Below are 13,849 nucleotides of genomic sequence, written 5' to 3'. Positions count from 1 at the left end.
GATTTTCTCACGGAGGTGCCCGATGAAAAAAGTGTCTTGGGGGCTAATGCGAGGAGTGATGATGGTATGGTGCGTTGTGAGCATTCCGGCTGTGGTCTATGGGAATGCAGAGCTTGTCGAGACAGGTCGTCTGTTAGCAAAGTTATTGGATGCGGGACGAATAATTATTGGGCATAATCAGGCTGTGATCAATGACCCAAGTCGGGGGGACAAAGGATTTACTTCTGAAGTGTTTGAAGCGCAAGTTATGGTATTTTTCCAAAAGGAAACTGGAGTTGATTTACAGAGCTTGCAGAATGCCGATGTTCCAGCTCATGCGAAGCCTCTTTTAGCGCGTCTGCTGAGCGTCAGCAAGGAAACGGTCGCCAGTTATCAGGCGGTGATCAATATTCCAGGAGTCAAATACAAAGGGTTAATTCCAGCTACCTTTGGAACTGAAACAGCGAAGCGATTCCGGAATTGGTCGAAGATCTACCTAAAACAAACAGCTCCTGATCATTTTCTCAGAAATCCTCAGAATAAGGCAGATGGGTATGAAGCAGAGGTTATGAAGGTCTTTGCGGCATCGTCACCTCGTGACCGGCAAGACATTTATAGCACGACGGTTGATGAGGAGAGCAGTGTTCGTGTGCTCATGCCACTCTACTATGAAAAATCCTGTCTTTCTTGCCACGGAGGCCCGAAAGGTGAAAAAGATATTTCAGGCTATAAAAAAGAAGGGGGACATGAAGGTGAATTGGCAGGAGCGATCAGTGTGAAATTGCCTCTTGATTAAACGAATGTATTTGTTTACACAGAAGACGTCTGAAGGCCATCCTTTCCCAAATGGAAAGGATGGCCTTTTTACTTTGGAATCTGTGTTAAAGAAACTTGAATAGAAGCGCTTCGTGCCACATAGGCCAACAGCACACACAGGGCAACCATCACCAAGTCTTCGATCGGAGAAAACCAGTTCAACGGTCGTGGGAAAAAGACTCCGAAGCACCCACAATTGTCTAGGTTCAACCCACGGAACAAGGTGACAGTCATCCATCCTGCGTAGACCAGGTTCATCACGGCCGCGGTCATGGCACTGGTTGTTAGATGCCACCCTGAGAGGATCCAAGCACCTAGGACAAACTCAAAGGCAGTGACTGAAATGGCAATAGAGTAAAGAGTCGATTCAGGAAATGCCTGATAGGTTTTCAAAACATCTGCGAAACCAGGAAGATCTAAACTCTTACCTAACGCAGAACCAAAAATGATGCCGCCAATCAGAATCTGAAGAACCCACCTCAGTATCTTCATAAGTTATAGCGAATTCTAATCACTTTGAGATGATCACCTTACTGACTCCGCGCAATGACACACGTCAAATGTCGGCAGTTAATTAAAACGGCTATAATTCTCTAGACTTCAAAGAAAAGCCCCTGAGCATTAATACCACTCCGAGGCTTGGTTAATCAGGGTGAATGTACCATAAAAGTTCATGGCACCTGTTCTCAAGATCTCACGGCTTTACTCTACGTCGCAGAAATCAGAAGACTGATTAACGTGGTTGGGTGAATTGCACGAAGTTATTATAGAAGAAGGTTGACCCTAAGGGGATATGCTGAGAGGGGCTACATCGCAAGATTCAAAGGGGAGGGAGGGAAGAGGTAATTCAAGAAATGACTCTATCTGCCTATCACAGGGAGAATGGCTTCTAACTAGGATGTCGAACCTGCAAGTTCTCGCGCATGAGCAATCTCATGCCTGTGGACTGGTCGAACTTGCGCTGCTAGCAGGGTGACAACCGCAACTGTCTCACCATCCAAGGTCGTAAACTCCACTTCATAGCCCTTCCCTTCTTGATGAACCAACACAACAGTTCCAATATCTCCTTTCTGAAGCCTGTGTTCGGGAATATCGCTATCTAATATGACATCTTCTAACTCCTGAATCATATACATCCTCCGTTTTATAGGATAGGCAGTGACAAATCTTGGTGATTGCCTCCCTTCATCCATAAACCATACCGACCTAATTTGCAATTCCTGGCCATTTGGCGCCGTAAGGTTTCCCTCAATTACATAACGAGTGCCGAAAACTGTCTCTTCCGTAACAGTCACATCATTATCCTTGGCATGTTGCTGAAGGGCTTGCGCAAGCGTTTTCCACGCAGACACTTCGAAGCCAAATGTTGAGAAAAACCTCGCTTTACCTCTTCCAGCTCGATGAGTTGAAGATAGCAGATACTTCACGACCTTGGACTGAGATATTTCTAAACGATCTGAATGCGGCAGTTTCATTGTATTAGCGATTCAGAATCGGCTCTCTCTAACAGTCAAATCGTGTTTTTTACTATTACTGCTCGCCGGCGACACTGCACGAACGAAAGTCGAATCTCAAACTTTGTCCAGTTTGTAGATCCCCAGCCAATTCCGACGACACCATGTTTTCGAAACTCAGAAGCCGCATGTGCGCCTGTTCTGCACGAACCATCCACTAAAGTAAGCCCGGATGGTATTTAGTGGATTGCGCTATGATGCGTTTCAACCGGCTACAGTTTATTGCGATTTCTACGAGGTAGTGTGACAGTGCCTTCTCCATCTATGAGTCCTGCGAAATACGCGACACAAGCCGGAGTTCGATGGTTTACTTGTTTATATTCCATTGCAATTCTTTCTGATTTCAATAATAGATTGGCCTCTGAAGCGTGTGCCTCAGAGGCCAATTGGTGGAGGTGGCGGGAATCGAACCCGCGTCCGAAGACATTCAGCGCAACGGCCCTACGTGTGTAGCTGATGATTTGTTATTCGCATTCGCCCACGCCCATCAACCGGCTTAGAACGTTTGCTAGCCCAGAAAGTTCTCATCCGCCACCGCTGAGCACCGGTATTGGACCAGCCTGCAAAGTGACGCCTCTTCCCGGCCCGCAGGCATGATCGAGAGAGACGCCGCGGTCAATTAAGCCGCGAGAGCCAATGGTTCGTTGGCACTTAATGGTTTCCCGAAGGTTTAACGAGACTCCGAGAGCTCGACACGCTCCGTTGACCTCTTGATCCCCGTCGAAGCCAGTCACCCCCTTTGATTGAGTTGGCAAGACAGTTATTTCTTTTTAATATAGCTCACTATTCTCACTTTAGCTAGATTAGGTAAGACTGAGGTCTTGATACAAAAATTCCCGATGGTTTTATACCCTTGGGGTCGGATGTGGACATCATTGTGGCGATGAGCATCAGCTTATACAGAAAATCTCTTCTGTTTCATAATTTTCTTGACTACGGAATATTATCCGGATAATATTACCTTGTGAGGGAAATTATAAAGAGATTGTTTGAACTCAAACTTCCTAAAAGTCGATCCGCTTTTTTGTGGGGACCCCGTAAGGTTGGTAAAAGCCATTGGATTTCCAATACGCTTAAACCTCGAATTCTTATCGATTTCCTGAAGACCGATGTGTTTGCGGATTATGCATCCCGTCCTTCATTACTGAGAGAACGGTATCAAGATCACAAGGGTCTTCTTGTCATTGATGAGGTCCAGAAAATACCTTCCATCTTAGATGAAGTGCATTGGATGATAGAGCATACTGCTCTTTCTTTTCTGTTAACCGGCTCGAGTGCAAGAAAGCTTCGACGTGGACACGCCAATCTTCTTGGGGGACGGGCATGGCGAAAAACCATGGTCCCGCTTTCGTATCTTGAAGTCAAAGGATTTGATTTAGCACGCATCATGATCTCTGGTCTGTTGCCTCCCCACTTTCTTTCACCTGATCCCATAGAAGATCTCAGGGCGTATGTTGGTGATTATCTTAAGGAAGAGATCGCGGCGGAGGCTCTGACGCAGAATATCCCAGCCTTCACCACATTTTTACGGGTGGCCGCCATAAGTTCCAGCGAGCTGATCAACTACACAAACATCGCCCGCGAAACCGGCGTGTCGCATAAGGTGGTTCGCACGTATTTTGATATTCTTGAAGATACCTACCTGTGCGTTCGTCTGCCTCCATGGAAGAAGTCCAAAAATAGACGAATGATCCTCACAGAAAAGTTCTACCTTTTTGACGTGGGGGTCACGAACTATTTGGCTCGACGTCAACCACGGCTGGGAAGCCGGGAGTTTGGGAAATCTTTCGAGCAGTACATCTTGATGGAACTTCGGGCGTATCAAGCCTACGAGAATCCCGACCTGCCACTGTACTATTGGAGGACGAGTACAGGCCAAGAAGTGGACTTTATTGTAGGAGAAATGGATCTCGCAATAGAGGTAAAAGGATCGTCACGTGTACACGAAGGCGATATCCGTTCCCTCGAAATTCTACGGGAGGACGGTCCCGTCAAACGTTGTCTTGTGGTTTGCCTTGAGAAGGAACGGCGTACTATTCGTAAGGGCATTGATATTGTTCCGTGGGATGATTTTATCCGGAGTCTGTGGGACGGGGAATTTTTTTGAGTGAGAAGAACGAGGAGAAATATATGGCATGGATGTTTTTGCTCATTGCGGGATTTTTTGAAATCGTGTGGGCGATCAGTTTGAAGTATACCGATGGATTTACCCGTTTGTGGCCAAGTGTGGCGACCGTTGTGGCGATGGGGATCAGTATGGTCTGTATTTCTTTTGCGCTTCGCTCGATACCAATGGGAACGGCCTATGCGATGTGGACAGGTATCGGGGCTGCGGGAACGGTCATTGTCGGGATGGTGTTGTTTGATGAGCCACGAGATGCTGTGCGTTTGTTGAGCATCGCCGCAATTCTTGTTGGAATTATCGGATTGAAACTGTCGTCGCCCTCGTGAAGTTGGCCTTGACTGTCTTGAGGGGCTGCACTCAGCAGGACTAGATTGAGAATTGAAAGGCCGGTTGGGCACCTACGGACTCTGCCAGGATTCCTATTTGCTTCAATGTTTCGATAATTTGTCGAGCTCGAGCATCGAAGTCCTCTGGTCCAACAAAGGTTAGGGTCGCGTCAGGGAGCAGGCTTTCCTGTTCTTTCGACATGTAGATTGTAATGACCGGCGTGGGATTGATGAGTGTTTGAATGGCCTGAGCAATCGTTCCGCCAGGAAGCGAGAAGGGATTTGTTGTAGAAAGGACGAGCAGCCCGGTATCGGTAAGAAGCTTTGCGACTTCACCGTAGCGACGCACGGCTTCGGTCGCGTTGGTTTCACCGATGTCGGCATCGAGCCCACGGCGAAGGTTTTCTGCATCTAACAAATAAGCATGTCGACCTTCCGCGACTAAGACCGATTCGAGTTTGCGGGCTAAAAAGGCTTTCGCTGTCGTGTCGGGACCAGTAAAGAGAACCACGGCGGCACGATGGCCGTAGTGTTGCGCACGTTCCTCTGGGCCAATTTCCCCCTTGACCCAGGCCGAATCGCGTTCGCGCGCTTCTGTCCTGAGGCCTTCCTGTTCGTCTCGTATCATTTCGGTGATAATGCCGCCACCGGACACATCATATTCATCCACTAAGACAAATCGCCCAGTGTCTTCGGATGTGGTATAGGTATCAAAGGCAAGAGGCGCCTTGGTGCGAAACGTCAAATCGGCAACTTCATTCCGTTGGACGGATGTGGAGGTTTGCCGGTCATCTAGGTCGTTGGCGTTGACAATACGATGAATCGTAGAGACTTCGCATGGAACTTCCCGTGTGGCGAGCCGTAGATTATACGTACGATTTCGTTCTAAGGGACGTTGGCCCAGCCAAAAAACATTGGCTCGAAAACTTGTCGAGACGAATGGGCCTTGATGCTCATGCGCAGCAATTTGTCCACGTTCGACGAAAATTTGTTCATCCAATGTGATGCCGACGGACTCTCCGGCTATTGCCTGCATTGGAGCCGGGTCGACGTTGAAGGCTTCGATGGTTTGAATAACCGCCGACTTATTTGACGGGGCAAACACGAGGCGATCTCCGACTTTTAATTGTCCAGCCGTGATTCTTCCAACAAGGATTCGTCGTGCATCAAATTTATAGACATCCTGGAGGGGAAGGCGTAGTGGTTGTTCGGTGTCGGCCACGTCAAGCGAGAAGTGTGACAGTGAATCTAAGACGGTCGGTCCCGTATACCACGGAGTTTCCGTTGCATTGGTCGTGATATTGATGCCTTGTTTCGCGCTTGCGGGAATGATGTATTGCGGGATAACGTTCAACTGAGCGAGAAACTCCGTATATTCTTTTTCAATCCCTCGAAACACGTCTTCACGATATCCCACCAAATCCATTTTGTTGACTACAACGGTGACTTGCTTGACGCCTAACATGGAAAGCAGAAGTCCGTGCCGTTTGGATTGATCTTTCACCCCTTCAAGAGCATCGATGATCAGGAGCGCGGCCTCGGCTCTCGCCGCTCCGGATACCATGTTTTTTAAAAATTCTTTATGACCTGGTGCGTCAATGATAATGTACTGCCGGTTTCCCCAGGAAAAAAACGTTCTGGCGGTGTCGATGGTAATGCCTTGCTGTTGTTCTTCTAGAAAGGCATCAAAAAGAAATGCATACTCAAACTCTTTCCCCTGTTGTTGGCAGATGGCCTGAATTTTTTCGATTTTTCCGACGGGGAGCGTTCCGGTATCGGCGTACAGACGACCAAGGAGTGTGGACTTTCCATGATCCACATGTCCCACAATGACAATATTCATGGTTTCTTTAATGGGATTGTCGTTTGGCATGTCTTGAGAAGCCGATGTGGTGCCCGTCATGATTACATGTATCCTTCTTTTCGTAATTGTTCCATTCCACGACCTTCGTCTTGAGCGCGGCCAGCCCGTTCGGCCACCTTACTATTTTTTAATTCGATAATGACTTCATCCACATTTTTCGACGTCGATTTCATAGGGAAAGTGCACGGCTCGCATCCCAAGCTTCGATAGCGTTGTCCCGTTCCCTGATCAAGGTACAGCGAGTCCAGGAATGGAATATTTTCCAATTTAATGTATTCCCAGATATTGATTTCCGTCCAGTCCAGGAGAGGATGAATACGAATATGTGTTCCAGGTGGAAAGGAAATTTTATATTGATCCCATAATTCTGGAGGCTGATCACGAAAGTCCCATTCGTTATTTTTATCGCGCGGAGAAAAGTATCGTTCTTTCGCGCGAGTGCTATCTTCGTCTGAGCGGACACCGAGAATGATTCCGGTATAGCCTTTTTCTTCGAGTAGGAGTTTCAACCCTTCGGTTTTTAACGCCGTACAGCATTCGACCCGACCTCGTGTGTGGTTCATGCCTTCCGCCAACGCTTTTTTATTTTGTCCAATGACTAAGTTGAGTCGCCATTCACGTGCGAGGCGGTCGCGGTACTCAATCATCGCTGGGATTTTATAGCTGGTATCGACATGGAGGAGGGGAAATGGGACATGTCCAAAAAACGCTTTACGAGCAAGCCAGAGCAACACGGTCGAGTCTTTGCCCATGGACCAGAGCATGCCCAGGTTGTCGAAGTTTTTGTAGGCTTCCCGAAGAATAAAGATGCTCTGATTTTCCAGTTGACGTAAATGTTTCATGCGGGAACGGTCTCCGTCGGGAGGTCAAGGTTTTCAGTCGATAGGGATGGCGGTGCAGTCAGGGCTTGCAGTTTTTTGAGCGCCATTCCTGAGTTCAGTGATTGTTCTGCCAGGGGAGTAGCCTGGACGAGTGACGAGGCCTTGCCGGCGGCATACAAGAGCAGCGCCGCATTGAGGATGACCCATGCTCGGTAGTCACCTCGAACCTTATTCTCAAGAAGTTGAAGGACAAGGGAGGCTTCCTGTTGTGAAAGCAACGTGTGGTGTGCATTGGGCAAGGCGGAGTGTCCCATGGCTTGGAATGACCCAAACGACATCCCAATGTCCTGAGGGCGAATCATGAGTCGGGTAATGTGCTCGTTTCGAAGTTCACGAGCTGGAGTCGCTGTGGATATCGACAGCTCCGGAGCGCCTTCCACACCTTGAAGAACCATCACGCGAGGCGTGCCGAGCATGTGCAAGGCTTCAATCATTTTGTCGAGATACGGTGGATGCGCGATCCCGATGACTTGCGAAGACGCTCTGGCGGGGTTCAGCATTCTGGCGACTTGATGAGCAAGATTTTGAACCCCAAATTCATGACGCAAATCAAGTAGTTTGGCCAATGGCGGATGATAGGTTTCAAGGTCGAGATAGGCGAATTGAAACTGAGTCAATTGTTCAACCGGCTGTGCGATGGAAATACCGAGTTGTTGCAGAATGTCTGGTACGGTTGAAGCCGCGGCGGCGTTACTTGTGCCATGTATCAGAATCGGTGCCCCGGCGGCGGCGGCAATGAGGGCAGATGCGACAATGGCATGACATGTGTCATGCTTCTCTCCGTACATTGGCAAATCGACGACTTGTGTTGGTGATGGAACCTTAAGTGGTGAAACATATTGTCTTGCTGCAGCGGTAAATGACGCGAGTTCCGAGATGGATTCCGTTTTAATCCGCATGGCCATCAGAAACGCACCAATTTGGCCAGGCGTCGCTTGCGACTCAATGATCGTACGCATGGATTCCTTGGCTTCGTCCCAAGTTAAGTCCTTGGTCCGTTTGTGCCCTTTCCCTATTTTGGCAATGAATTGTTGCATATCAGAAACTCACGTATCTCGTCGCTATAGCCGTTCCAATTTACTTCCGTCTGTACGATGTGTGTTTTTGCGCTGTGTACATGATGGAAATTCGGTTGGAAGTTATTTGGTTTCGCTATAGTATTTTGTATTGCATTTATAAAAAAGGTTCCAATCTTTCACGAGCAACGAGCAACGAGCAACGTTTTCTGATTTCAGCCTTACGTCTTTGGCGGATGCAGTCCACATTCGGTTTTGGCAAAGTTTTTCCAGCGTCCGGATCGTGGATCATCGCCGGGCATTACGGGTGATGTGCAATGTGTACACCCAATGCTGGGGTAATTGTGTTCATGGAGCACATTATAGGGAACGTCATTGGCCTTGATGTAAGTCCAAACTTGTTCCCATGACCATGACGCCAATGGACTCACTTTTACCAGTTGAAATGTATTGTCCCATTCAATTATGCCCGTGTTAGCTCGAGTTGGTGATTGCTCACGTCGAATGCCCGTGATCCAAGCCGTATAGTTTTTGAGGACTCGTTTGAGTGGTTCAAGCTTGCGGAGTTGGCAGCATTGATCTGGGCGTTCTGTCCATAATGCTTCGCCATATGTTGTGGCTTGCGACTCCGGCGTGATGAGTGATTTCATCTGAATGACTTGATCGGTTTTGAGCTGATACTTCTCCACGATCCGATCACGGACCTGATGAGTCTCAGGAAATAAAAAGTCCGTATCCAAATAGAATAATGTGGCATTGGGATTGTGGCGAAACATCATGTCTGCAAGAACGACATCTTCAGCCCCGAAGCTACAGGCGAGGATGATGTGGGGCGCATATTCCTCAAACGCATATGCAAGAATTTCTTGAGGAGACTGCGTTTCCAGTTTCTTGTTGAGCGTGCGTAGATGTTCCGTATCGGGTTGAGTCTCTAGTGAGTGGTGCATGGTTTGTTCACGTAAAAATGTATGTTGTTATTAGGCGTCAACTTTTTCTACTAAAATTTTGAAGTGTTGCTGCTCGCCGTCGAGGGCTTCTTCCGTTAAGATTTTGTGGCCATCGTTTCGAAGGCTCATGGGTACATTCTTAATGGGATCTCCCGCATCAAGCCACACTTCGAGTTGCTCTCCTTCATCCATCATTTCCATTTTCAATTTCGTTTTCACGTAGTTCATGGGGCATGCCACTCCCCGTAAATCATAGACTTGGGCATCGGAAGATGGTTTCTCCGGCGACTCTTGGGTTGTACTCTCGGCTGGCTGTTCTTCGCCCATTTCGACTGGAGCAAGTTTTAGGTCTTGCCCAATTTCTTCTGTAGCTGTTCGGCAGGCCTCCACAAAACCTCTCGAAAAATCAAGGTTGCGTTGAAGGAACTCAGTTGAGGCATCCTTAGAGCCGAGATCATCTAAGTGGGCCGTGAGGTTACGATACGCTTCCGGCATCAACCCTTTTGCCGTGACAAGCCGGTCATATTCAGCCAAGGTGTCGGCATCGGTGTTCGGGTCCATTCCTTCGGTCACTAAAATGGCTTTGGCTCCAGCAACCACGGCGCGATAGGCCTTATTCGTTGCGATGCCATACTGATGTTTTTCTGCCAGAAGTCGAGCATGATAGAGCTCTTGCTCGGCTTCGAGCATACGGTTATCGATCATTTCCAAGGCACCGCCGGCACATTCTCCCGGTCCAAGATCTTCAACCGAAAATTCTTCATCGGCTTCCCAGTCAAAATAATACTCGGAGTTTTCCGCGTAAGCCGGAAGCAACGTATGGGGAATCAACTCTTGTTTTAATTTGGCCTTGCCCATTCGCGCGATAAAGGCTTGCAGGCTTTCTCCGGTTTCGCGATCCTTCCGATAATAGTCCAACAGATGTTGAATGGCAGCCGGGACATTTTTCGCAGGCACTTTGACGATCAGCTGTGCAATTTTGGCTGTGCCATTGACTTGTCCCCCGAGGTGCAATTCGTACACGGGGGCAATGTGATCGCCAATGCGTTTTCCAACACCATGCAGTCCAATCGTGGCGATATGATGTTGTGCGCAGGAGTTGTGACATCCGCTGATTTTAATATCCACGCCTTTCAGGTCAGGAGGGGTTTCCCCTGCCGGGAATAATTCCGATAGCGACCGGGCGAGGCCTTTTGACGATGTGATGCCTAAGCCGCATGTATCTGTCCCCGGGCAGGAGACAATATCTTCGATCCCTTCTGCGCCCGGTGCTCCGAGACCTTGAGAGACGAGAGCCTCATAGAATGCTTCAATACGTGCTTCGGGAATCCACCGAATAATCATATTTTGACTAATCGTGGTTCGAATGTTGCCGTTGGCATAGGTTTCAGCAAAATCGGATAACGCGTATATTTGTTCGGTAGTCATGTCGCCGGAAGGGAGTTTCACGACAGCCGTCAGAAAGCCTGCTTGACGTTGTGCGATTACGTTGGTTTTTCGCCATACGTCAAAGCGTGTCCGAGTCTCGGATGACCCGTTAGAGGCTTGACCAGCCCCATTTCCATTCGTGCCATTCTCAGGCGTTCCATTGCCTGCTTTAGTAGGCATAATCAATGGAGCCTCATCTTGATAGGGCAGAAGGGTTAAGCCTGATGTGGTAGCCCCTGCTTTGAGCAAGGTGTCATAGGCTTCTTGCCATTGCCTCTTAAATTCTTCAAATCCAAGTTTGTCGATCACAAATTTCATGCGGGCTTTACTACGATTTTTTCGGTTGCCCAAGTTATCAAAGACTTTAATGCAGGCTTCAATGGATGGGAGTAGTTCTTCCATCGGGACAAACTCTCGAAGGAGTTTTGCCACACGAGGTGTCGAGCCAAGGCCACCGCCTACGACCATTTTAAAGCCGATAGTTCCTTCGGCATTTCTGCTTGCGAGAAGTCCGACATCATGGATGGGCGTTAATGCACAATCTGACTGACATCCTGAGAATGCAATTTTGAACTTCCGTGGAAGACTTTGTGTGAGCGGATTACGTAACAGGTGTCGAGCAATGGTATTGGCATAGGGTGTGACGTCAAAGACTTCTCCTGGACAAATTCCAGCCAACGCACAGGCGGTGACGTTGCGAACGGTATTGGCGCAGGCTTCACGGGTGGTCAACCCAACTTCAGCCAGCATCCGCATGATTGTACCCACCTTAGGTAACGGCACAAAGTGAAGTTGTATATCCTGGCGAGTGGTGACATGTCCCACGCCAGTGGCGTACGTATCGGCGATTTCAGCAATTCGACGGAGTTGATTCGCTGTGAGACCACCAAAAGGAATCTTAATCCGTACCATTTGCACATCCGGTTGGCGTTGTCCATAAATACCGAACTGCAAACGAAATGGCTTGAAAATATCGGCAGGAGTTTCTCCGCTTTGAAGTCGCTGCACTTCGTCTTCGAACGTTTCAATTTCTTCTATAATTTCTTGAGGTATAGGAGCCGTCTTAATTTCTGGTTTGGCGGTTGGCAAGGCACTCATTCTGGACCTCCGGTGGCCGTTCGTGTGTGTGAAAGAAAAGGCAACACTGATTGTAAAAACAAAAATGACAACGACAGTGAATGTCTGGACATAGTTCTACCTTAAAAAGAAGGTCAAATGTGATACATCAACACACGTTTATCTTCGAGTTCTTGATATTGCTCCACTAGGGTTTGTAACGAGATCGAACGGAGAATTGCAAGTTCAGCGTCATGGAGCTGTTGCCAAATTCCCGATAACAAGGCGTCATGCGCGTTTGGCATTTCTTGATGACCATTTGTTGAGCCATTGTTATTGAATGACGGCGTCGATCCATTGATGGCTTGAACAATTTCAGCAAGAGAGGTGTCTGATGGTTCCTTGCGTAAGATATAGCCTCCTTGAGCGCCTCGATGACTCGTCACAAGCCCAGCCTGTTTCAGGGCACTGAGAATGTGCTCAACAAATCGAGCTGGGATGGATTGGTTGTGAGCAATAGCCTTGGCTTGGACCGGCGAGGTGCCATATCGAATCCCTAGTTCCAGAGTAGCCATAATGGCATAGGTCACTTTTTGAGAAAATTTCTTCATTTTACATTAATTCATACTATTCCTATCGGAATTAGGTATATTTTATGATGAGTAGGATTGTTGTGTCAAGAGATGCCAATTCTCCTTCACCCTTCCGCTTAATAGTCCTTAGGAGGCCGCCGATAATGGTATAGGGTCAGTGTTTTCTCAAGGGGCAAGGTTTTTACTCTAGAACAGGTATTTTCTGTCACTGTAGCGAAACCAAATAACTTCCAACCGAATGTACATCATGTACACAGTGCAAACATAGAGGAAAGTTATGCCCGCCTGGATGCCCTGTATACGATTGACGGTTCAATAACGAAGGGTTATAGCGAATCCAAATACGTTCCAAACAGGAAAATACAACGAACTCAGCGCGGTACAACGTTTCCACCAGCGGAAGTTATTTGAAACGGCTATAACCAGTATTCAGTGGATCGACATGTAACTGATTCGGCCTAACTGGAACGGCTATAGATATGGCTGTACTGGGTAATCCACAGGCAAAAATTATTGGGATTCGGTTAATTTGAGGAGAATATGAGTATGGATGAGGAACAAATTATTCAATTAACAGTTGAAGGCCAAGAGTTCATATTTAAGAAAACCATTCAAGACGTTTTTTACCGACCTGCGAATGAATATGGTGAGTGGCGAACAGGGATACCTCAGGGAGCCGTCTGGTCAGATGTGCAAGCTCTGTTTGACGATTGCTCTTATTAAGTACGTATTGCAAATATTATTACTGGTGCTGATCTCACGCTTCTTTTTAGCACGGATATCTACACCACTACTCTCCGCCCTTAGAAGCCTGCCAGTCGGCAGACATTTCAACTACTATATCCCTTTATTGGCCAATTTCGATGTTCCTTTTTTCTTGACCGAAAAGTGTGGTATCTCAAATCCTCCTGACGAATTTTCGGTGTGTCGTACAGTCAAGAAGGAATGCGAGAAATGGTCGAAGGGAGTCTAGGATATGAATGATCACGAAAAACACCTTTTAGTGCTGGCCCATGCATTGGCCCATCAAGAAAACGAGATACACTTTCTCAAGGCAATGCTCTTAGAAAAAACGCAGATGCCGATCGAGGAGTATCAGCGTGAGCAAGAGGAGTTTTGGGAGAAGTCCAAACATTACAGAATTTACGAAACCTTAAGAAACCTTGAAATTCTTCAGGCCGATATCGAGAAGGTTCCTGAAGATATGGACCTTGGTAAGTACATGGATCATCTCCGTTGGCCCAGCGATCCTTCTGATGAGACGAATTAGATGTTTCCAGGGGAGGCCGCGCGAGCCGTTCTGT

13 protein-coding genes and 1 other RNA gene are annotated in these 13,849 nt (G+C 47.8%); 5 read left to right on the top strand and 9 right to left on the bottom strand.

Annotated features, from left to right (window positions below; all coding sequences use genetic code 11):
* The first annotated feature begins 22 nt into the window (after positions 1-22).
* The gene (locus ACWHX8_RS18275; protein WP_447969569.1) at positions 23-775 is read left to right on the top strand and encodes a Tll0287-like domain-containing protein; all 753 of its coding nucleotides are present in this window, start codon (positions 23-25) and stop codon (positions 773-775) included.
* A 68-nt stretch (positions 776-843) separates the two neighbouring features.
* Here the strand turns inward: ACWHX8_RS18275 and ACWHX8_RS18270 are convergent, their stop codons facing one another.
* The 3 genes from ACWHX8_RS18270 to ssrA form a co-directional block, all read right to left on the bottom strand.
* Positions 844-1,287 carry a MauE/DoxX family redox-associated membrane protein gene (locus tag ACWHX8_RS18270; RefSeq protein WP_447969568.1) on the bottom strand — a complete coding sequence of 148 codons (444 nt, stop codon included), beginning with the start codon at positions 1,285-1,287 and terminating at the stop codon, positions 844-846.
* Positions 1,288-1,688: 401 nt separating this feature from the next.
* Positions 1,689-2,270: a DUF4926 domain-containing protein gene (locus ACWHX8_RS18265; protein WP_447969567.1), complete on the bottom strand. Its 582-nt coding sequence runs from the start codon at positions 2,268-2,270 to the stop codon at positions 1,689-1,691.
* A gap of 426 nt (positions 2,271-2,696) precedes the next feature.
* Positions 2,697-3,047: a transfer-messenger RNA gene (gene ssrA, locus ACWHX8_RS18260) on the bottom strand.
* A 286-nt stretch (positions 3,048-3,333) separates the two neighbouring features.
* Between ssrA and ACWHX8_RS18255 the strand changes: the two genes are divergently transcribed.
* A complete protein-coding gene (locus ACWHX8_RS18255; RefSeq protein ID WP_447969566.1) occupies positions 3,334-4,416 on the top strand; it encodes an ATP-binding protein in 1,083 nt (360 codons plus the stop codon).
* A 23-nt stretch (positions 4,417-4,439) separates the two neighbouring features.
* Positions 4,440-4,760 (top strand): quaternary ammonium compound efflux SMR transporter SugE, encoded by a 321-nt coding sequence (gene sugE, locus ACWHX8_RS18250; protein ID WP_447969565.1) that lies wholly within the window; start codon positions 4,440-4,442, stop codon positions 4,758-4,760.
* A gap of 40 nt (positions 4,761-4,800) precedes the next feature.
* Here the strand turns inward: sugE and ACWHX8_RS18245 are convergent, their stop codons facing one another.
* The 6 genes from ACWHX8_RS18245 to ACWHX8_RS18220 form a co-directional block, all read right to left on the bottom strand.
* Entirely contained in the window at positions 4,801-6,663 is a 1,863-nt protein-coding gene (locus ACWHX8_RS18245; RefSeq protein ID WP_447969564.1) for a GTP-binding protein, read from the bottom strand.
* A 2-nt stretch (positions 6,664-6,665) separates the two neighbouring features.
* Positions 6,666-7,466, bottom strand: coding sequence for a sulfate adenylyltransferase subunit CysD (gene cysD / locus ACWHX8_RS18240; RefSeq protein WP_447969563.1), 801 nt, complete (start codon positions 7,464-7,466; stop codon positions 6,666-6,668).
* Positions 7,463-8,542, bottom strand: coding sequence for an anthranilate phosphoribosyltransferase (locus ACWHX8_RS18235; protein ID WP_447969562.1), 1,080 nt, complete (start codon positions 8,540-8,542; stop codon positions 7,463-7,465). Before ACWHX8_RS18235 ends, cysD begins: the two co-directional genes overlap by 4 nt.
* A 200-nt stretch (positions 8,543-8,742) precedes the next feature.
* Positions 8,743-9,468 carry a phosphoadenylyl-sulfate reductase gene (locus ACWHX8_RS18230; RefSeq protein WP_447969561.1) on the bottom strand — a complete coding sequence of 242 codons (726 nt, stop codon included), beginning with the start codon at positions 9,466-9,468 and terminating at the stop codon, positions 8,743-8,745.
* Positions 9,469-9,498: 30 nt separating this feature from the next.
* Entirely contained in the window at positions 9,499-11,994 is a 2,496-nt protein-coding gene (locus ACWHX8_RS18225) for a sulfurtransferase TusA family protein (protein WP_447969560.1), read from the bottom strand.
* A gap of 113 nt (positions 11,995-12,107) precedes the next feature.
* The gene (locus ACWHX8_RS18220; protein ID WP_447969559.1) at positions 12,108-12,563 is read right to left on the bottom strand and encodes an RrF2 family transcriptional regulator; all 456 of its coding nucleotides are present in this window, start codon (positions 12,561-12,563) and stop codon (positions 12,108-12,110) included.
* 528 nt (positions 12,564-13,091) lie between these two features.
* On the opposite strand from ACWHX8_RS18220, the gene ACWHX8_RS18215 reads away from it, so the two are divergent.
* Both ACWHX8_RS18215 and ACWHX8_RS18210 read left to right on the top strand, forming a co-directional pair.
* Positions 13,092-13,268, top strand: coding sequence for a hypothetical protein (locus ACWHX8_RS18215; RefSeq protein WP_447969558.1), 177 nt, complete (start codon positions 13,092-13,094; stop codon positions 13,266-13,268).
* 253 nt (positions 13,269-13,521) lie between these two features.
* Entirely contained in the window at positions 13,522-13,815 is a 294-nt protein-coding gene (locus tag ACWHX8_RS18210) for a hypothetical protein (RefSeq protein ID WP_447969557.1), read from the top strand.
* Positions 13,816-13,849 lie beyond the last annotated feature (34 nt).

This window comes from Nitrospira sp. M1, assembly GCF_965152605.1.
This window is presented reverse-complemented; position numbering and strand designations above follow the sequence as displayed.